At 72.5% G+C, this 23003-nt stretch carries 1 protein-coding gene; it reads left to right on the top strand.

What is annotated here, in order from left to right; all coding sequences use genetic code 11:
- Positions 1–478 precede the first annotated feature (478 nt).
- Complete coding sequence (locus tag SGFS_RS02600; RefSeq protein WP_286247280.1) at positions 479–22888, top strand: type I polyketide synthase; 22410 nt, start codon at positions 479–481, stop codon at positions 22886–22888.
- Positions 22889–23003 lie beyond the last annotated feature (115 nt).

The following is a 23003-nucleotide window of genomic DNA, read 5'->3' as shown; positions in this document are numbered from 1 at the left end:
AAGAGGCCCCTCGCGTGCCTGGCTGGAAATGCATGTCCATTAGCGCTCCTCCCGGAAAGCGCCCGGGAGACTACTCACTTGGGGGTGATCTACAGCGACCGCGCCGCACTACAGTCCGACACGTCGCGACTCCGCCCCAGGTGGCAGAACGAAGGTGAGAGCACGTATGTCCTTCAGGGAATTCTCGAATGCCGCGCTCCGTGCGGTGGTTCTCCCTTGTCCTGCCATTTCAGGTACCGGAAGTATGTGACGGTGCCCGCATGAGGGTGTTCCGTCACGGAATTTCACCTGCATAAAGGTGCTCCCGGCAGGTTTCTTCGCCTACGCGGCGCTGCTTTCTGCTGCCCGGTCGGCGTTTTTCCCATTCCTCTGTCAGTGATTGATTCGCCGCTGTGTCGACGGGCCGGCCACGAACCCTCGTTCGTCATGCCCGACAACACACGTGAATCACATTCCGGTGAACCGTGGGGTGTGCTTGATGGGTAGGTCCCAGAACAGCGAGTTCGAAACGGCGAGCGACGAACCGATAGCCGTGATCGGCCTGTCCTGCCGCCTTCCGAAGGCTTCGGGCCCGCAGGAACTCTGGCAGCTGCTCGACGACGGGGCATCCGCGGTCACACGCGTGCCGGCGGACCGGGAGACCCCGCCGTCCACGGAGGAGGAGTCAGCCGACGGCGAGGCCGCGGGCGCCCGCTGGGGCGGCTTCCTCGACCGGGTCGACACCTTCGACGCGGGTTTCTTCGGCATCTCCCCCAGGGAAGCCGCCGCCATGGACCCGCAGCAGCGGCTCGTACTCGAACTGAGCTGGGAGGCGCTCGAAGGGGCGGGGCTCGTCCCGGCCACTTTGCGCGACACCGGACTCGGCGTCTTCGTCGGAGCGGCCCGCGACGACTACGCGACCCTGTACCGGCGGCGGGAAGGGCGAGCCGTCGACCACCACGCCATGACCGGACTGCACCGCAGCCTGATCGCCAACCGCATCTCCTATGCCCTGGGTGCCCACGGTCCCAGCATGGTCGTGGACACCGGACAGTCCTCATCCCTCGTCGCCGTGCACCTCGCCTGCGAGAGCCTGCGCCGCGGCGAATCGGACATCGCCCTCGCCGGCGGCGTCAACCTCAACATCGCCGCCGAGAGCGCACGGGAGACGGCCGCCTTCGGCGGTCTCTCCCCGGACGGACAGTGCTTCACCTTTGACGCCAGGGCCAACGGCTTCGTCCGCGGGGAGGGCGGCGGCCTGGTCGTCCTCAAAACCCTGCGCCGGGCACTGGCCGACGGCGACCTCGTCCACGGGGTGATCCTCGCCAGCGCCGTCAACAACGACGGCCCGTCGGACACCCTCACCACGCCCAGCCGACGGGCCCAGGAGTCGCTCCTGACCCGCGTCTACCGGCGCGCGGGCGTCACCCCGACCGAGGTCGGATACGTCGAACTGCACGGCACCGGCACCAAGGTGGGTGACCCGATCGAGGCGGCCGCCCTCGGTGCGGTACTCGGCACCGGGCGCGACACCCCGCTGCCGGTGGGCTCGATCAAGACCAACATCGGCCACCTGGAGGGCGCCGCCGGAATCGCCGGCCTGATCAAGGCCCTGCTGCAACTCCGGCGCCGCCGACTGGTTCCGAGCCTCAACTTCAGCACCCCCAACCCGGACATCCCGCTCGACGCGCTCAACCTCCGGGTCCAGCAGGAGTCCGCGCCGTGGGCGACCCCGTCCGGGGGCGGCCGCACGCTCGTGGCCGGTGTCTCGTCGTTCGGCATGGGCGGCACCAACTGCCACGTCGTGGTGTCGGCAGCGCCGGTCCCCGAGGACGGCGAGACGACGTCCGAGGCGGGGGCTACCGGTCCCGACTCCGGCCCGGCTCTGCTTCCCTGGGTGGTCTCCGCCCGCTCGCCGCAGGCCCTGCGGGACCAGGCCGGGCGACTGGCCGCCTGGGCCGACTCGCCCGCTGGGCGGGAGGCGTCGCCGGTCGACATCGGCTGGTCCCTGGCGACCAGCCGGACGCACTTCGAATACCGGGCCGTGGTGAGCGGCAGTGACCGGGACGAGCTGGTGGCAAGCCTGCGGGCTCTCGCCTCGGGCAGCCCGGTGACCGCCGCGGGTGCCGTTGATGGCGGTGGTCGGTTGGGGCTGGTCTTTTCGGGTCAGGGGTCTCAGCGGGCTGGTATGGGGCGGGAGTTGTATGTCGCGTTTCCGGTGTTCGCGGAGGCTTTCGATGAGGTGTGCGGGGTTCTCGATGAGGTGATGGGGGCGTTGCCGCCGTCGGAGGGCTGGGCCGGTTCTCTGCGTGAGGTGATGTTCGAGGTCTCTTCCGACCTGCTGGATGAGACGGGGTTCACGCAGCCGGCGTTGTTCGCGTTCGAGGTGGCGTTGTACCGGCTGCTGGAGTCGTGGGGTGTGGCCGGTGAGGTCGTAGCCGGTCACTCGGTGGGTGAGATCGCGGCTGTGCATGTGGCCGGGGTGTTGTCGCTGGCGGACGCGTGTGCGTTGGTGGCGGCGCGTGGTCGTTTGATGCAGGGGTTGCCTTCGGGTGGGGCGATGGTGGCGGTGGAGGCCTCGGAGGAGGAGGTCACCGCGCTTTTGGCGGGTCGTGAGGGTGAGGTCGGGATCGGTGCGGTCAATGGTCCGCGTTCGGTGGTCGTCTCCGGTGGCGTGGCTGTGGTGGAGGAGGTTGCCGCGCACTTTGCCGGGTTGGGGCGTCGTGCGCGTCGGCTGAAGGTGTCGCACGCGTTCCACTCGCCTTTGATGGATCCGATGCTGGAGGACTTCGGTCGGGTGGTGGCGGGGTTGTCCTTTGCCGTGCCGGAGTTGACGGTGGTGTCCGGTCTGACGGGCGCGGTTGTGTCTGCTGACGAGTTGTGCTCGGTGGGGTACTGGGTCCGGCATGCGCGGGAGGCGGTGCGTTTCGCGGATGCTGTGGGGGCTATGGCGGGTGTGGGTGTCGGCCGTTTCGTGGAGGTCGGGCCCGGGGGTGTGCTGAGCGCGCTGGTCCGGGAGTGCCTTGCTGAGGGTGGCGCTGGGAGTGTGGTGGCGGCGGTGCGGGGCAACCGGGCCGAGCCGGTCGCGTTGCTGTCGGCGGTGGGTGAGCTGTTCGCGGACGGTTACCCGGTGGACTGGACGGCGTACTTCGCGGGGTGGCCTGCCGCACGCGTCGAGTTGCCGACGTATGCCTTCCAACGCTCCCGCCACTGGCTGGAGAACGTTCCCGAACTCGCCGTCTCCACGACCCCGCCTGCCGTTCCCCGCGAACCGGTGACACCGGACTCGGACCACCCGGATCCCGTCGAGACCGTACGGCAGTTGACCGCTCACGTGCTCGGTCTCACCGCTGCCGCCGACGTGGAAATGACGCGTTCCTTCAAGGACTTGGGGTTCGACTCCCTCATGTCCGTGGAGCTGCGTGACCGGCTGTGCGCGGCCACCGGGCTGTCGCTCGCCACGACGCTTCTCTACGACCACCCGTCACCCGCCGAGACGGCGGAGTTCGTCCGGGCGCGGCTGACGGGGGACGAGGCCGCCGCCGTCGAGGTCGTGGCGGCACGGGCCGTCGAGGACGAACCGATCGCCGTCGTGGCGATGAGCTGCCGGTTCCCCGGTGGCGTACGGACGCCCGAGGACCTGTGGGAGCTGGTCCGTGACCGTGTCGACGCGGTGTCCGTGTTCCCGTCGGACCGTGGCTGGAACGCCGACGCGGGGCTGTTCCCGCCCGCCGGTGGCTTCCTCTACGACGGTCATCACTTCGACGCGGAGTTCTTCGGGATCTCGCCACGCGAGGCCCTGGCGATGGATCCGCAGCAGCGGCTGCTGCTGGAGACCTCCTGGGAGGCGTTCGAGCGCGCGGGCATCGACCCGGTTTCCCTACGGGGCAGCCGTACCGGCGTGTTCGTCGGCGCCACCGCGCAGGACTACACCCCGAAGCTCGGCGAGCCCGCTGACGGGCTCGAAGGGCATCTGCTGACCGGCGGCACGGTCAGTGTGGCCTCCGGCCGGATCTCCTACTTCCTCGGGCTGGAGGGCCCCGCGGTGACCGTGGACACGGCGTGCTCGTCGTCGCTGGTGTCCCTGCATCTGGCGTGCCGGTCCCTGCGGCAGGGGGAGACCACGCTGGCCCTGGCCGGCGGTGTGACGCTGATGGCCACGCCGGGCATGTTCGCCGAGTTCTCCCGCCAGGGCGGGCTCGCGGCGGACGGCCGCTGCAAGGCGTTCGCCGAGGCCGCCGACGGCACCGGCTGGGCCGAGGGCGTCGGGCTGGTGCTGCTGGAGCGGCTGTCCGACGCCCGGCGCAACGGCCACCCCGTGCTGGCGGTGGTGCGGGGCAGCGCCGTCAACCAGGACGGCGCCAGCAACGGCCTGACCGCGCCCAACGGTCCCTCGCAGCAGCGGGTGATCCGGCAGGCGCTGGCCGACGCGCGGCTGGCGCCCGCCGACGTGGACCTGATGGAGGCGCACGGCACCGGCACGAGGCTGGGCGACCCGATCGAGGCCCAGGCACTGCTGGCCACCTACGGGCAGGGTCGGTCCGGCGACCGGCCGCTGTGGCTGGGGTCGGTCAAGTCGAACATCGGGCACACCCAGGCCGCCGCCGGTGTCGCGGGCCTCATCAAGACGGTGATGGCGATGCGGCACGGCACGATGCCCGCCACATTGCACGTCGACCGGCCGTCCTCGCACGTGGACTGGTCGACCGGTGCCGTGGAACTCCTCACCGAGGCACAGCCCTGGCCGGACACCGAACGGCCGCGTCGTGCCGCCGTCTCCAGCTTCGGCGTCAGCGGCACCAACGCCCACGTCATCCTCGAACAGGCCACCGAACCCGCTGCTCTGGATGCGGCCCCCGACGCCATCGTCTCCGACGCCGTCGTCGCCTGGCCGCTGTCCGCCCGGGACGTCGGCGCGCTGCGCGAGCAGGCGGTACGGCTGGTCGCCCGGGTCACCGGCGACCCGTACGTACGTCCGGCGGACGTCGGCCACTCGCTCGCCGCGACCCGCTCGTCCTTCGAACACCGCGCGGTGGTCGTCGGACGGGAGCGGGCGGAACTGCTCGCCGGGCTTGAGGCGCTGGCCTCGGGGGAGACGGCCGCGAACCTGGCGACCGGGCGGGCCTCGGCGGACGGCGCCGGGAAGGTCGTGTTCGTCTTCCCCGGCCAGGGCTCGCAGTGGCCCGGCATGGGCCTGGAACTGGCCGCGCACTCCCCGGTGTTCGCGGCCGTACTGGAGGACTGCGGCCGGGCGCTGGCCGCGTACGTGGACTGGGACGGCCACACGCTGCACGAGGTGCTGGCGCAGGAGGACGGCGCCCCGTCGCTGGAGCGCGTGGACGTCGTACAGCCCGCGCTGTGGGCGGTCATGGTGGCTCTGGCGGCGCTGTGGCGGTCCCACGGTGTCCAGCCGGACGCGGTCGTGGGCCACTCCCAGGGCGAGATCGCGGCGGCCTGCGTCGCCGGAGCGCTGACGCTCGACGAGGCCGCCCAGGTCGTGTCTCTGCGCTCGCGGGCGATCACCGCGCTGGCCGGTGCGGGCCAGATGGTGTCCGTACCGCTCCCGGAGGCCGACACGGCCGAGTGGATCAGGCCGTGGGCCGACGCCGGGCAGATCGGCATCGCCGCGGTGAACGGTCCGGGCTCGACCGTGGTGTCCGGTGACTCCGCGGCCATGGACGAGCTGATGGAGGCGCTCGCCGCCCAGGACGTCCGCGCCCGGCGGATCCCGGTGGACTACGCCTCGCACAGCCCGCAGGTGGCCCGTATCCGTGACGAACTGCTGCACGCCCTGGACGGGTTGACCCCGCGTCCGGCGACCGTCCCGGTGTTCTCCACGGTGACCGGCGAGTGGCTGGACGACACCACCCCGATGGACGCCGAGTACTGGTACCGCAATCTGAGGCAGACCGTCCGGTTCGAGGAGGCCGTGCGCGCGCTGGCCGATTCCGGATGCGGTGTGTTCATCGAGGCCAGCCCGCATCCGGTGCTGACGATCGGTGTGCAGGAGACCCTGGACGTACTCGACCGGACCGGTGTCGTCACCGGCTCCCTGCGCCGCCAGAAGGGCGGCCCCGACCGCTTCCTCAGCTCCCTCGCCCAGGTGCACACCCACGGCGGTCGCGTCGACTGGGACACGGTGTTCGCCGGTACCGGCGCCACCCGCACGGACCTCCCCACCTACCCCTTCCAGCGCCACCGCTACTGGCTGGAGCGCCCCCAGGCCCCGGCCGTGGCGCCGGCCGCGTCCCCGGCCGCGAGCGTGTCCGAGACCGACTCGACCCGCTACCGGGTGGTCTTCAAGCCGCTGCCCGAGCCGACCGCCGCCCGGCTCTCCGGGACCTGGCTGCTCGTGGTGCCGGACACCGACGAGCCCGACGCGCGCGTCGACGCGGTCACGGGGGCGCTGGTCACGGCGGGCGCGACGGTCGAGCGGATCGTCGTCGAGGCGGGCGCGGACCGTGCGGACCTCGCCGAGCTGCTCGCGGCCCTGGCCACGGACGTCGGTGGCGTGCGCGGAGTGGTGTCGCTGCTGGCCCTGAGCGAGGACGCCGACGCGATGCGCCCCTCGGTGCCGTCCGGCCTGGCGTCGACACTCACCCTGGTCCAGGCCCTCGGCGACGCCGACGTGAGCGCCCCGCTGTGGTGCCTGACCCGGGGCGCGGTGTCCGTGGGCGCATCGGACCGGTTGGACAGCCCCGTCCAGGCGCTGGTGTGGGGCCTCGGCCGGGCCGCCGCCGTCGAACACCCCGAACGCTGGGGCGGACTGCTGGACCTGCCCGCGACTCTGACCGGCCGTGTCCTGGACCGGTTGGTGGGCGTACTCGCCGCGGACGGCGACGAGGACCAGGTCGCGGTCCGGGCGGCGGGCGTGTTCGGCCGTCGGCTCGTACGCGGGAACTCGGCGCCGACCCGTATCGACCACAGCTGGCAGGCCGGCGGAACCGTGCTCGTGACCGGCGGCACCGGAGCGCTCGGTGCCAGGGTCGCCCGCTGGCTCGTGGACAGCGGCGCCGAGCACGTGGTGGTCGCCAGTCGACAAGGGGCGGACGCGCCGGGTGCGGACCGGCTGCGGGACGAACTCACCGGGCTGGGCGCCCGGGTCACGCCGGTCGCCTGCGACGTCTCCGACCGGAGTGCCGTGGCCGAGCTGGTCGACCGGTGCGCGGAGCAGGGCGATCCCATCCGAGCCGTGGTGCACACGGCCGGTGTCGGCGTGACCAAGCCGCTCGCCGACACCACGCCGGACGACCTCGCCGTGTCCTTCGACGCCAAGGTCGCCGGAGCCACACACCTGGCCGACGCCCTCGGCGCCGACCTCGACGCCTTCGTGCTGTTCTCCTCGGCGGCCGGGGTCTGGGGCAGCGGCGGGCAGGGCGCGTACGGCGCCGCCAACGCCTACCTCGACGCGCTGGCCGCCCAGCGGGCCGCCGACGGCCTGGCCGCCACGGCCGTCGCCTGGGGCCCCTGGGACGGCGGAGGCATGTCCGCCGACGCGGCCGTCATCGACATGGACGCGCTGCGCCGCAGCGGCCTGACGGCCATGGACCCCGACCGCGCGATCGACGCCCTCGACCGCGCGCTCACCGACGGTGAGACCGCCCTGACCGTGGTCGACGTGGACTGGACACGGTTCGCCGAGGTGTTCACCACCGCCCGCCGCAGCCCCCTGCTGGCCGACCTGCCCGAGGCGGCGCGCCTCGTCGGCCCCGCGCCGACGGCCCGGGAGAACTCATCCCCCGTGGCCGCCCGCCTCGCGAAGGCGTCGTCCGCGGCGGAGGGCCGCCGCGTCCTGCTCGACCTCGTACGCGGCCGGGTCGCCGACGTGCTCGGACACGCCACGCCCGACACGATCCGCGCCGACCGGCCCTTCAAGGACCTCGGCTTCAACTCGCTGATGACGCTGGAACTCCGCAGCGGCCTCAACGAGGCCACCGGGCTACGGCTGTCCGCCACGACCCTCTTCGACCATCCGACCCCGTCCGCGCTGGCCGAACACCTGGCGGGCGAACTCCTCGGCACACCGCGCGCGGAAGCCGGGCCCGAGATGCCCGCGACGGCACCCGAGGTGACCGAGGACCCGATCGCGATCGTTGCCATGAGCTGCCGTTTCCCCGGCGGAGTGGGCTCACCGGAAGCGCTGTGGCGGTTGGTCGCCGACCGGCGTGACGTGATCTCCGGCATGCCGGCCGACCGCGGCTGGGACATCGACGGCATCTACGACCCCGTACCGGGCGTGCCCGGCAGGACGTACACACGGCAGGGCGGATTCCTCGACGGCGTCGGCGAGTTCGACGCGGAATTCTTCGGGATCTCACCGCGCGAGGCGACCGCGATGGACCCGCAGCAGCGGCTGCTCCTGGAGACCTCCTGGGAGGCCTTCGAACGCGCCGGAATCGACCCGACCCAGCTGCGCGGCGACAGCGTCGGCGTCTTCGTCGGCTGCACCGGCCAGGACTACGTGCCCCGCCTCCACGAGACGAGCGACGAACTCGGCGGCTACGCCCTGACCGGCGCCGCGGGCAGCGTGGCCTCCGGCCGGGTGGCGTACACCTTCGGCCTGGAGGGACCGGCCGTCACCGTCGACACGGGCTGCTCGGCCTCGCTGGTGGCCCTGCACCTGGCCGTGCAGTCGCTGAGCCGGGGCGAGTGCTCGCTCGCGCTGGCGGGCGGTGTCACCGTCATGTCGAACCCCGGCACGTTCATCGAGTTCAGCCGGCAGCGGGGCCTCGCCGCCGACGGCCGCTGCAAGGCGTTCTCCGACTCGGCCGACGGCACCGGCTGGGCCGAGGGCGTGGGCATGCTCCTCGTGGAGCGGCTGTCCGACGCGCGGCGCAACGGCCATGAGGTCCTCGCGGTCGTCCGGGGCAGCGCCATCAACCAGGACGGCGCCAGCAACGGCCTCACGGCACCCAACGGGCGTTCCCAGCAGCGGGTCATCCGGCAGGCGCTCGCCAGTGCCTCCCTGACGCCCGCCGAGGTCGACGTCGTCGAGGCGCACGGCACCGGCACCAAGCTCGGCGACCCCATCGAGGCACAGGCCCTGCTCGCCACCTACGGCCAGGACCGGCCCGCCGAACGGCCGCTGCTGCTCGGCGCGTTGAAGTCGAACATCGGGCACACCCAGGCCGCCGCCGGTGTCGCCGGCGTGATCAAGATGGTGCTGGCGATGCGGCACGGTGTGGCGCCGCAGACCCTGCACGTGGAGCAGCCGACCGCCGAGGTCGACTGGTCGGCCGGAGCGGTGGAGCTGCTGACCGAGGCCCGGCCCTGGCCGGACGCGGACCGGCCCCGCCGGGCAGGTGTGTCGGCCTTCGGCGTCGGCGGCACCAACGCCCACGTCATCATCGAAGAGGCTCAGTCGGCACCGGCTCAGGAGCGGACCGCCCCTGAGCCCCCGGCCGCGCTCCCGTGGCTCGTGTCCGGCGCCACGCCCGACGCGCTGCGCGCCCAGGCCGAGCGGCTGCTCACCCACCTCGCCGACCAGCCGGAGACGCACGCCGCGGACGTGGCGTACTCGCTGTCCCTGACCCGTTCCTCCCTGGACCACCGCGCGGCGGTGGTCGCCGCCGACCGGGACGAACTCCTCGCCGGCCTCGCCGCACTGGCCGAGGGCCGCTCCGCACCCGGCCTCGTCCGGGGCGCGCCGCACAGCGGGGACCGGGTCGCCTTCGTCTTCCCCGGCCAGGGCTCCCAGTGGCCCGGCATGGCTCAGGAACTCGCCGCGGCCTTCCCGGCGTTCGCCGCCCGGCTGCGCGCCTGCGAGGACGCCCTCGCGGAGTTTGTCGACTGGTCCCTGACGGACGTACTGAGCGAGGCGCCCGACGCCCCACCGCTCGACCGCGTCGACGTGGTCCAGCCCGTCCTGTGGGCCGTCATGGTCTCGCTGGCCGAGCTGTGGCGCTCGTACGGGGTGGAGCCCGACGCCGTACTCGGCCACAGCCAGGGCGAGATCGCCGCCGCCTGCGTCGCGGGCGCTCTCACACTCCAGGACGCGGCCCGCGTCGTGGCCCTGCGCAGCAAGGCGATCGTCGCCATCGCGGGCCAGGGCGGCATGCTGTCGGTCCCGCTCTCCCGCGAGGGGCTGCGCCCCCATCTGGCGCGCTGGCAGGACCGGTTGTCCGTCGCCGCCGTCAACGGCCCCGAGACGGTCGTCCTCTCCGGCGACGTCCAGGCCGTCGACGGTCTCTGCGCGGAACTCCAGGGGGAGCAGATCCGCGCCAAGAAGATCCAGGTGGACTACGCGTCGCACTCCGCCCACGTCGAGGCCATCGAGGCCGAACTCTTCGACGCCCTCGCCCCGATCACACCGCGCGCGGGCTCCGTCCCGTTCTTCTCCACCGTGACGGGCGACTGGTACGACACCACCGGCCTCGACGCCGGCTACTGGTACCGCAACCTGCGCCAGACCGTGGAACTCCACCGCGCGACCGAGGCCCTGGTCGAGCAGGGATTCGGCGTCTTCGTCGAGTCGAGCCCGCATCCGGTGCTCGCCGTCGGTATGCAGGACACCGTAGAGGCGGCGGGCGGCGACGCCGTGATCCTCGGCTCGCTGCGCCGCGACGACGGCGGCCCCGACCGCTTCCTGCGCTCCCTCGCCGAGGCACACACGCACGCGGTCGGCGTCGACTGGCACGCCCTGTTCACGGACGGTGCCGGACACCGCGTGGAGCTGCCGACGTACGCCTTCCAGCGCAAGCGCTACTGGCTCCAGGACACCGCCCCGGAGCACCGGGCCGATGCCCCGGCCGTCGACCCCGTGGACGCGGCCTTCTGGGAGGCGGTCGAACGCGAGGACCTCGACGCGCTGGCCGGCGTCCTGGACCTCGGCACGCCGGACGACACCGCGTCCCTCGACACCGTGCTGCCCGCGCTGCCTGTGCTGTCGTCATGGCGCAGGAAGCGGCTCGACCGGTCCACCGTCGACGCCTGGCGCTACCGCGTCGAGTGGCGCCGGATCGACGACGCACCGGCCCCGGCGACCCTGACCGGCACCTGGCTGGTCGTGATCCCCGAGGGGTACGAGGCCGACGAGCGGGTCACCGCCTCGGCCCGGGCGCTGGCCGAACGCGGCGCCGACGTCGTGGAGGTGCGGGTCGACGAGGCCGGCGAGGACCGGACGGCGCTCGCCGAGCGACTCTCCGACACCGGCGCCGACACCGGCCCAGTCGCCGGGGTCCTCTCCTTCCTCGCCCTCGCCGAGCAAGGGTTCCCGCAGCACCCCGAGGTGCCCACCGGACTCGCGCTGACCCTGCACCTCGTCCAGGCGCTCGGCGACGCCGGAATCGACGCGCCCCTGTGGTCCGTGACGTCCGGCGCGGTGTCGACCGGCGACGACGAGGCACCCAGCCACCCGGTGCAGGCCCACATCTGGGGCATGGGCCGGGTCGCCGCCCTGGAGCACTCCGAACGCTGGGGAGGCCTCGTGGACCTTCCCGAGGCGCCGGACGAGCAGGCCGCGCGACGGCTGGGGGCGGTGCTGGCCGACACCAGGGGCGAGGACCAGGTGGCGATCCGCCCCTCGGGGCTGTACGGCCGCCGACTGGCACGAGCGGCCGCCACGGAAGCCGGCGAACGGCAGCGGTGGACCCCGCGGGGCACCGTGCTCATCACCGGCGGCACCGGCGCCCTCGGCGCGCATGTCGCACGCCGCCTCGCCGCTCAGGGCGCCGAACACCTCGTCCTGGTCAGCAGGTCGGGCGAGGCCGCGCCGGGCGCCGACGACCTCCGCACCAAGCTCGGCGTCCCCGTGACGGTGGCCGCCTGCGACATCGCCGACCGCGACCAGGTCGCCGCCCTGCTGGCGCGGCTCGAAGCCGACGGCACCCCTGTCCGTACGGTGGTGCACACCGCGGGCGTCGCCCGGCTGACCCCGCTCGCACAGACGGACCTCGCCGAACTGGCCGACGTCCTGTCCGGCAAGGCAGCCGGCGCCCGGCACCTCCTCGAACTCCTCGACCTCGACAACCTCGACACCTTCGTCCTCTTCTCCTCCATCGCCGCGGCCTGGGGAGTCGCGGACCACGGCGCGTACGCGGCCGCCAACGCCTACCTGGACGCCATGGCCCTCCAATACCGGGCACAGGGACTCCCGGTGTCCTCGGTGGGCTGGGGCCCCTGGGACGGCGACGGCATGGTCTCGCTGAACAAGCTGTTGGCCCGGCGCGGCATCCCCGTCATCGCCCCCGACCTCGCGATCACGGCACTGCAGCAGGCGCTGGACGAACGCGACACCTACGTGGCCGTCGCCGACGTGGACTGGGACCGCTTCACCCAGGTGTTCACCTCGGCCCGCCCGAGCCCGCTGCTCGCCGACTTCACGGAGACGGCCGCCGACGACCGGGAAACGGCCTCCGCCACGGCCCACGGCACCGACTCGGAGCTGGTCCGCCGCCTGAACGCCCTCCCCGAGGACGAACGTGCCCAGGCCCTCCAGGACCTGGTGCTCACCGAGGCCGCGGCCGTGCTCGGGCACACGACGACGGACGCGCTCGGAGCCGTACGCCCCTACCGAGACCTCGGCTTCGACTCCCTCACCTCCGTGGAGTTCCGCAACCGGCTGCGGGACGCCACCGGCCTCGCCCTGCCCGCCACACTGGTCTTCGACCATCCGACACCGCAGGCCACGACCGAGTACCTCCTGCAACGGATCGCGGGTGATAAGCCGATCGTCGACCGGGCCTCTTCCAGCGCGGTCGCAGCCGTCGAGGCGGACGACCCGATCGCGATCGTGGCGATGGGCTGCCGCTACCCGGGCGGGGTCGCCTCGCCCGAGGAGCTGTGGGAGCTGATGGCCGCCGAGGGCGACGCCATCTCGGGCTTCCCCACGGACCGCGGCTGGGACCTGGACGCCCTGTACGACCCCGACCCGGACCGCGCGGGACACACCTACGTCCGGGAAGGCGGCTTCCTGCACGACGCGGCCGAGTTCGACGCCGAGTTCTTCGGGATCTCACCGCGTGAGGCGTCCGCCATGGACCCGCAGCAGCGGCTGCTGCTGGAGACGTCCTGGGAGGCGTTCGAACGGGCGGGTATCGACCCGGCTGCGCTGCGCGGCAGTGCCACCGGCGTCTTTGTCGGAAGCAACTACCAGGACTACGGACTGGGCTCGGGGTCGGGGTCGCAGCAGAGCTCCGGGGTCTCCGAAGGGCACGAACTGATCGGCAGCGCGCCGAGCGTGCTCTCGGGCCGGCTGTCGTACACCTTCGGCCTGGAGGGACCGGCGGTCACCGTGGACACGGCGTGCTCGTCGTCGCTGGTGGCACTGCACCTGGCCGTGCAGTCCCTGCGGCAGGGCGAGTCCGACCTCGCTCTGGCCGGCGGTGTCGCCTACATGGCGAACCCCCGGGCCTTCGTCGGGTTCAGCCGCCAGCGAGGGCTGGCACGGGACGCCCGCTGCAAGGCGTTCGCGGATCGCGCGGACGGGATGACCCTCGCCGAGGGCGTGGGGCTGGTGCTGTTGGAGAGGCTGTCGGACGCACGGCGGCTCGGGCACCCGGTGCTCGCGGTCGTGCGGGGCAGCGCGATCAACCAGGACGGTGCGTCGAACGGGCTTACGGCGCCGAACGGTCCCGCCCAGCAGCGGGTGATCCGGCAGGCGCTGGCGAACGCCCGTCTGACGCCGTCCGAGGTGGATGTGGTGGAGGCGCACGGTACGGGCACGGCGCTGGGTGACCCGATCGAGGCGCAGGCGCTGCTGGCCACGTACGGCCAGGAGCGGGTGGAAGGCCAGCCGTTGTGGCTGGGGTCGGTGAAGTCGAACATCGGGCACACCCAGGCCGCCGCCGGTGTCGCGAGTGTGATCAAGACCGTGCTGGCGATGGGGCGTGGCACGGTGCCGGCGACCCTGCATGTGGACCGGCCGTCCTCGCACGTCGACTGGTCGGCGGGCGCGGTGGAACTCCTCACCGAGGCACGCGCCTGGCCCGAGAACGGCCACCCGCGCCGCGCCGGTGTGTCCTCGTTCGGTATCAGCGGTACGAACGCGCACGTCATCCTGGAGCAGGCTCCGGCCGAGTCCGGGGAGCCGCCGCAGCAGGACCTGCCCGTCGATGGGGAATCCGCCGCGTCGGTGGTGCCGTGGGTGGTGTCGGCGCGGTCGGTGCGGGCGCTCCAGGCACAGGCCGGGCAACTGGCCGCCTGGGCCGCGTCACCCGCCGGTGAGCAGGCGAGCCCGGCGGACGTCGCCCAGGCGCTCGCCACGACGCGCACCTTCTTCGAGTACCGGACGGTGGTGGTCGGCGGCGACCGGGCCGAACTGGTCGAGACGTTGCGGTCGCTGAGCACGGACCCGTCGGCTGCGGGAACGGTACGGCGCGCCGACACCGACGGCGGTGGTCGGTTGGGGCTGGTCTTTTCGGGTCAGGGGTCTCAGCGGGCTGGTATGGGGCGGGAGTTGTATGTCGCGTTTCCGGTGTTCGCGGAGGCTTTCGATGAGGTGTGCGGGGTTCTCGATGAGGTGATGGGGGCGTTGCCGCCGTCGGAGGGCTGGGCCGGTTCTCTGCGTGAGGTGATGTTCGATGTCGCCGGTGGGTCGCTGGATGAGACGGGGTTCACGCAGCCGGCGTTGTTCGCGTTCGAGGTGGCGTTGTACCGGCTGCTGGAGTCGTGGGGTGTGGCCGGTGAGGTCGTAGCCGGTCACTCGGTGGGTGAGATCGCGGCTGTGCATGTGGCCGGGGTGTTGTCGCTGGCGGACGCGTGTGCGTTGGTGGCGGCGCGTGGTCGTTTGATGCAGGGGTTGCCTTCGGGTGGGGCGATGGTGGCGGTGGAGGCCTCGGAGGAGGAGGTCACCGCGCTTTTGGCGGGTCGTGAGGGTGAGGTCGGGATCGGTGCGGTCAATGGTCCGCGTTCGGTGGTCGTCTCCGGTGGCGTGGCTGTGGTGGAGGAGGTTGCCGCGCACTTTGCCGGGTTGGGGCGTCGTGCGCGTCGGCTGAAGGTGTCGCACGCGTTCCACTCGCCTTTGATGGATCCGATGCTGGAGGACTTCGGTCGGGTGGTGGCGGGGTTGTCCTTTGCCGTGCCGGAGTTGACGGTGGTGTCCGGTCTGACGGGCGCGGTTGTGTCTGCTGACGAGTTGTGCTCGGTGGGGTACTGGGTCCGGCATGCGCGGGAGGCGGTGCGTTTCGCGGATGCTGTGGGGGCTATGGCGGGTGTGGGTGTCGGCCGTTTCGTGGAGGTCGGGCCCGGGGGTGTGCTGAGCGCGCTGGTCCGGGAGTGCCTTGCTGAGGGTGGTGCTGGGAGTGTGGTGGCGGCGGTGCGGGGCAACCGGGCCGAGCCGGTCGCGTTGGTGTCGGCGGTGGGTGAGCTGTTCGCGGACGGTTACCCGGTGGACTGGACGGCGTACTTCGCGGGGTGGCCTGCCGCACGCGTCGAGTTGCCGACGTATGCCTTCCAACGCTCCCGCTACTGGCTGGAAGAGCTGGCCGGTACGGCCGTACGGCGGACCGAGGCCGGGGGCCAGGACGAGGTGGACGCGGCCTTCTGGGAGGCCGTGGAGCAGGGCGATCTCTCCTCGCTCGGCACCGGTGAGGGTGTGGACGGGGAGGCGCGGCTGGCGGATGTGCTGCCCGTGCTGTCGTCGTGGCGTCGACAGGCTGGGCAGGTCTCGTTGGCCGACTCCTGGCGCTACCGGGTGACCTGGAACGCGCTGCCCGAGCCAGGCGTGGCGTCGTTCGGCGGCACCTGGCTGTTGCTCGCCCCGGCCGGGTCCGAGGCGGCGGGGTCCCTCGTCCGTTCCCTCGCCGAGGCCATGGCCGAGCACGGTGCCGAGGTCGTCACCGTGGACCTCGGCCACCCCGACTCCGACCGGGCCCGCGATGCCCTGGCCGAGCAGATCACCGGTCGGCTCGACGGCCTCGCCCCCGGTCAGGTCGGCGGAGTGGTGTCACTCCTGGCGCTGGCCGAGGGCACGGATCCGCACCACCCGACCGTTTCGCGTGGGCTGGCACTGACCCTGTCCGCCGTCCAGGCACTGGGTGACGCGGGAGTGACCGCCCCGCTGTGGTGTCTGACGCGGGGCGCGGTCTCGGCGGGAGCGACAAGTGGGCCGGACGAACCGGTGCAGGCCCAGGTGTGGGGCCTCGGCCGGGTCGCGGCCCTGGAGCACCCGGACCGCTGGGGCGGGCTGCTCGATCTCCCCGAGCAGGTCGATTCCCGTACCGTACGGCGGCTCGTCCGGGCCCTGGCCGCCGGTCACCGGCCCGGCGGCGAGGACCAGATCGCGCTGCGTACGGCCGGTGTCCTGGCCCGGCGCCTGGTCCAGGACGCCGCACCCGCCGGTGACTCGGTGGCGTGGACGCCGTCGGGCACGGTCCTGGTGACCGGCGGTACCGGTGCCGTCGGTGGGCATGTGGCCCGTTGGCTGGCCGCCCGGGGAGCCGAACGGGTGGTCCTGGTCAGTCGCCGCGGCCCCGAGGCCCCTGGAGCGCAGGCACTGCACGACGAGCTGACCGAGGCCGGCGTACGTGTCCGGCTGGTCGCCTGCGACCTGCGTGACCAGGAGGCTGTGACCGCCCTGGTGGCCGGGCTGGCCGACGAGGGCGACCTGACCGCGGTCGTCCATGCGGCCGGCGTTCTCGACGACGGCGTACTGGCCTCCCTGTCCGTCGAGCGGTGCGCCGAGGTCCTGGCGGCAAAGGCGCAGGCCGCCCACCATCTGGACCTGGCCACACGAGAGGTGGACCTGGACGCCTTCGTGCTGTTCTCCTCCGCCTCCGGTGTGCTGGGCAGCGCCGGACAGGCCAACTACGCGGCCGCCAACGCCTACTTGGACGCGCTGGCCGAGCTCCGGCACGCCCTCGGACTGCCCGCCGTCTCGCTCGCGTGGGGCCGGTGGGCCGACGGCGGCATGGCCGACCAGGACGTCGTCGCCGGACGACTGGACCGCGACGGCTGGCCCGCGATGGCAGCCGAGGCGGCGCTGAACGCCATGGCTCGAGCCGTGACCGCCGGCCGACCGGCCGTGATGGTCGCGGACGTGGACTGGCAGCGCTTCGCCCCGGCGTTCACCGCGGCCCGTCCCAGCCCGCTGCTGTCCGCCCTGCCTCAGGCCCAGCTGCCGACGGCGGCGGCCCATGGCCCGGCGGAGGGCGAGCAGTCGTCCTGGGCGAGTCGGCTGGCCGAGCTGCCCGCGGCGGAACAGCAGACGGCCCTGCTGGACCTGATCCGTGGCCAGGTGGCGAGTGTGCTCGGCCATGCCTCGGTGCAGACGATCGATCCGGCGCGGGCGTTCAAGGAGATCGGCTTCGACTCGCTGACGGCGGTGGAGCTGCGGAACCGTCTCAATGCGGCCACCGGCCTGGCCCTGCCCACCACGTTGGTCTTCGACTACCCGACGCCCGAGGCACTGGCCGAATACGTCGGCTCTGAGGTGCTGGGTACGTCGTCGTCGGCTGCGGTCGGCGGTCCGTTGGTGGTGGCGGCCGTGGACGAGCCGGTCGCGATCATCGGGATGAGCTGCCGTTTCCCCGGTGGTGTCCAGAGTCCCGAGGAGCTGTGGGACCTGGTGGCCGGGGGCCGGGACACGATCTCGTCCTTCCCGGCCGACCGAGGCTGGGACATCGACACCCTCTTCGACCCCGACGGGGAACGTTCCGGCACGAGCAGCACCCGCTATGGCGCGTTTCTCGACGGCGCGGCCGACTTCGACCCCGCTTTCTTCGACATCGGGCCGCGTGAGGCCACGGCGATGGATCCGCAGCAGCGGCTGCTGCTGGAGACGGCGTGGGAGGCGTTCGAACGGGCCGGCATCGACCCGGCCGCGCTGCGCGGCAGCGCCACCGGCGTCTTCACCGGCACCAACGGCCAGGACTACGCGACACTCGCCTCGGGCGCGGCAGCCGAGTTCGAGGGATACCTCGGCATCGGCAACGCCGGCAGCGTCATCTCCGGGCGGCTGGCCTACACGTTCGGTCTGGAGGGGCCGGCCATGACCGTGGACACGGCGTGCTCCGCGTCGCTGGTCGCCCTGCACCTGGCCGCGCAGGCGCTGCGACAGGGCGAGTGCTCGCTGGCGTTGGCCGGTGGCGCCACGGTGATGGCGACTCCGGGCGCCTTCGTGGAGTTCAGCCGGCAGCGGGGGCTCGCTCCCGACGGCCGGTGCAAGGCGTTCTCGGCCTCGGCGGACGGCACCGGCTGGGGCGAGGGCGCGGGCATGCTCCTGCTGGAGCGCCTGTCGGACGCCGAGCGCAACGGCCACCCGATCCTGGCCGTCGTACGTGGCAGCGCGGTCAACCAGGACGGCGCGTCGAACGGGCTGACGGCGCCGAACGGTCCCGCCCAGCAGCGGGTGATCCGGCAGGCGTTGGCGAACGCCCGTCTGTCCGCGTCCGAGGTGGATGTGGTGGAGGCGCACGGTACGGGGACGAAGCTGGGTGACCCGATCGAGGCGCAGGCACTCCTGGCCACCTACGGCCAGGACCGGGCGGAGGACCGGCCGTTGTGGCTGGGCTCGGTGAAGTCGAACCTCGGGCATACGCAGGCCGCCGCCGGTGTCGCCGGGATCATCAAGTCAGTCATGGCCATGCGGCACGGCACGCTGCCGGCCACGCTGCACGTGGACGAGCCCACGCCGGAGGTGAACTGGTCGACGGGAGCGGTGGAACTGCTCACCGAGAGCCGCCCCTGGCCCGCCACCGATCACGTTCGCCGCGCCGCGGTCTCCAGCTTCGGCGTCAGCGGCACGAACGCGCACGTCATCCTCGAACAAGCTGCCGACCCGGTGGCCGAGGCAGAGTCCGGCGCGGCCCTCGTTCCCGACGCGGTCCCGGTGCCATGGGTGGTGTCCGCCCGCAGCGCGGATGCCGTACGGGAGCAGGCCAGGCGCTTGCACACGCATCTGATGACGGGTCGGGAGTGGCGTCCGGCCGATGTCGGGTACAGCCTCGCGACAGCCCGCTCTCGGTTCGAGCACCGGGCCGTCGTACTGGGCGAGGACCAGGGCGAGTTGCTGGAGGCACTGGAGGCGCTGGCTGAGGGGCGTGGGGATTCCCGGGTGCGGGTCGGTGCTGGGTTGGCCGGGGGGCGTACGGGGTTCGTGTTCGCGGGGCAGGGGTCGCAGCGGTTGGGTATGGGTGGCCGGCTTCGGGAGATGTTCCCTGTCTTCGGTGAGGCGTGGGACGAGGTGGTCGCGGAGTTGGATGGGCGGCTGGGGCGGCCGTTGGGTGAGGTGGTGTTCGCGGAGGAGGGTTCGGAACAGGCCTCGCTTGTGGATCGTACGGAGTTCACGCAGCCGGCGTTGTTCGCGTTCGAGGTGGCGTTGTTCCGGCTGTTGGAGTCGTGGGGTGTGGTGCCCGATGTGGTGGCCGGGCATTCGATCGGTGAGCTTGCGGCGGCGTATGTGGCGGGGGTGCTGTCGCTGTCGGATGCGTGTGCGTTGGTGGTGGCGCGGGGCCGGTTGATGCAGGCGTTGCCGGCCGGTGGGGCGATGGTGGCGGTGCAGGTCACGGAGGCCGAGGCACGGCGACTTGTCGAGGGTGAGCCTTCGGGTGCGGTGGATATCGCGGCGGTGAATGGGCCGGAGTCCGTGGTGATCGCCGGTGACGAGGACGTGGTGCTGCGTGTCCAGGAGATCGTGCGCGGGCGGGGCCGTAAGACGAAGCGTTTGACGGTGTCGCATGCGTTCCACTCGCCGCGCATGGAGCCGATGCTCGACGAGTTCCGCCGGGTGGCCGAGACGGTGACTTATCACGAGCCTCGCATTGCGGTGGTCTCCGCGGTGTCGGGTGAGGTGGCGGGTGCGGAGTTGCGGTCGGCGGAGTACTGGACGCGGCATGTGCGTGAGGCGGTGCGCTTCTACGACGCGGTGCGGTGTCTGCGGAGCGAAGGCGTGAGCACGTTCGTGGAGGTCGGTCCGGACGGGGCGTTGTCCGCGCTGGGGCAGGACTGCCTGGTCGGGGAGGAGGCGCGGGGCACGGAGTTTGTGTCCACGGTGCGGGCCGGGCGCGATGAGGCCGAGAGCGTGGTGGCGGCCGTGGGTGCGGCGCATGTGCGCGGTGTGCCGGTGGACTGGGCCGCGTACTACGCCCCGTACGGCCCGCGTCGGGCGGACCTGCCGACCTACGCCTTCGAACATCAGCGGTACTGGCTGGACACGTCCGCGCGGCCGGGACGCGACGCCACCGGACTGGGCCTGGGCTCGGCGGAGCATCCGTTGCTCGGCGCGGCGGTGGCCCTGGCGGATGGCGACGGGGTGTTGCTGACCGGGCGGTTGTCGCTGGCGACGCATCCGTGGCTGGCGGATCACCAGGTGCAGGGTGCTGTGCTGTTCCCCGGGACGGCGTTCGTGGAGCTTGCGTTGCGGGCCGGGGAGCAGGTGGGCGCGGACTGTGTCGAGGAGCTGACGCTGGAGGTGCCGTTGGTGCTTCCGGAGCGTGGTGGTGTGCAGGTCCAGGTGGTCGTCGGCGCTGCGGACGAGCAAGGTGGCCGTCCGGTGACGGTGCACTCCCGGCCGGAGACAGGAGTCGACGAGCCCTGGACCCGGCACGCCACCGGTGTGCTGGCCTCCGGGGCCGCGACTGTGCCGGCCGAGACCGGCGAACTCGCCGTGTGGCCTCCGCAGGGTGCGACGGCTGTGGACATCGACGGGCTGTACGACCGGCTGGTGGACGGCGGCTTCGGTTACGGGCCGGTGTTCCAGGGGCTGCGAGCGGTGTGGCGGCGCGGCTCGGAGGTGTTCGCCGAGGTCGCGCTGGACGACACCCATCGCGACGGCGCGGGGGAGTTCGGTCTTCATCCGGCGCTGCTGGATGCGGCGTTGCACGCGATCGGGTTCGGGGAGTTCGTGAGTGACGGTGGGGCGGGGGTACTGCCGTTCTCCTGGAACGGCGTGCACCTGTATGCGTCGGGTGCGGATGCGTTGCGGGTGCGGGTGTCCGGGGTCGGCGTCGGGGCGAACGAGGTTGCGCTGGTGGTCGCGGACGGCTCCGGGCGGCCGGTGGCCGCAGTTGAGTCCTTGGTGCTGCGGCCTGTGTCTGCGGACACGATCGCTGCGGGAGCGGGTGCGCGGCAGTCGTTGTTCCGGGTGGGGTGGCGGCAGGTGGCCGTGCCGGATCAGGCGGGTGCGGGGGAGTGGGTGGCCCTCGACCGGGGTGCTGGCTGGGCGCAGGGGGAGGGGTGCGAGGTCCTGCCCGACCTGGCCGCGCTCGGCTCGGCGGTCTCCGCCGGCCGATCGGTGCCGCGTCTGGTGGTGGCGCATTTCGCCGCCGATCGTGAGGTGCCCGTCACGGCCGGGGTGCGTGGAGTGACGGCTGAGGGACTGGAGTTGATCCAGTCCTGGCTGGCGGACGAGAGGTTCGCCGACTCGCGGCTCGTGATTATGACCCGCCAGGCCGTCGCGGTGGATGCCGGTGAGGGTGTCTTTGATCTGGGTGCGGCGGCGTTGTGGGGTCTGGTGCGTACGGCGCAGTCGGAGCAGCCGGGCCGGGTCGTGCTGGTGGATGTGGATGACCTGGATGCGGTGTCCCGGGTGGTCGGGATCGGTGATGAGCCGCAGCTCGCGGTGCGGGATGGCCGGGTGTTCGTGCCGCGTCTGATGCGGGCCGAAGCCATTGATGGGGTGCCGGTGTGGGATCCCGAGGGCACGTTGTTGATCACGGGTGCGTCGGGTGCGTTGGGTGGTGTGGTCGCCCGGCATGTGGTCCGTGAGTGGGGCGTACGGCACCTGGTTCTCGCGAGCCGTCGTGGCGCGGAGGCTCCCGGTATGACGGAACTGGTCGCGGAACTGGGTGAGTTGGGTGCTTCGGCTGCTCCGGTGGCCTGTGACGTGGCGGACCGGGACGCGCTGGCTGCCGTACTGGCTGGTATTCCTGCCGTGCACCGGCTGGCGGGTGTGGTCCATGCGGCTGGTGTCCTGGACGACGGCGTGGTGGGTTCGCTCACTCCTGAGCGGTTGGAGACGGTCCTGGCGCCGAAGGCGGACGCGGCCTGGCATCTGCACGAGCTGGCCGCGGAGCTGGACCTGTCGGTGTTCGTGCTGTTCTCTTCCGCGGCGAGTGTCTTCGGTGGTGCGGGTCAGGGCAATTACGCCGCGGCGAATGCCTTCCTCGATGCGCTCGCGGCGAGGCGTCGGGCCGATGGCCTGGTGGCGACCTCGCTCTCGTGGGGCCTGTGGGACCAGGCCGGCGGTATGACGGGGCAGTTGGGTGAGGCGGACGTGGCCCGGATGAGCCGTTCGGGCGTGCTGCCGATCTCCGTCGGCGAGGCACTGCCGCTGCTTGACGCCGGTGTGACCGGCGGCGATGCCTGGCTGGCGCCGGTCCGGCTGGACCTCGCCGCGCTGCGGCAGCAGGCCATCGCCACCGGGGGAGTGCCCGCACTGCTCCGCGATCTGGTCCGCGTACCGAACCGCCGCAAGGCCGAAACCGGCGGCAGCAGCACAGGCGGCTCCCGCTCGACCCTCCTCGACAAGCTCGCCGGACTGACCGACGCCGAACGGGAGCAGGAACTGCTGGACTTCGTCTGCGAGCACACCGCGGCCGTACTGGGCCACTCCGGCGCCGGCATGGTCGACCCCGGCCGAGGCTTCCTCGAAGCGGGCGTGGACTCGCTGGCCGCGGTGGAGCTGCGCAATCGCATCGGCGGCGTCCTCGGCATCCGGCTCTCGGCCACGCTGGTCTTCGACTACCCCTCGCCGGTGCTGCTCGCCGGGCACATCGGGGAGCAACTCGCGCTGGACGAACCCGCACCCGAGCCGATGATGGCCGCGGAGCTGGAGCGGTTGGAGGCCGCGGTGACCGCGGGGCGCTTCGACGACGCCTCACGCGACGAGGTCGCCGTACGGCTGCGGAAACTCCTGACGTACTTCGACACCGTGGCCGACACCGCCAGGGGAGAGACCGACGACGGCGATGTCGCCTCGGCGAGCGTCGACGAACTCTTCGCCCTCCTCGACGAGGAACTCGACGACCGCTGACGCCCCAGGAGGCGGACCCGGTGACCGCACGGACAGCACTGCGACTGCACGGCGACCACACCGGGTCCTCGCCCCCGCCCGCCCCGCGTGAGCGTGCCGCCCCCCGGCGCGACCC

It is taken from the genome of Streptomyces graminofaciens (assembly GCF_030294945.1).
In the GTDB taxonomy this organism is placed as follows: Bacteria; Actinomycetota; Actinomycetes; order Streptomycetales; family Streptomycetaceae; genus Streptomyces; species Streptomyces graminofaciens.
The sequence above is the reverse complement of the archived record's forward strand: the minus strand, read 5'-3'. Positions and strand labels throughout refer to the sequence as shown.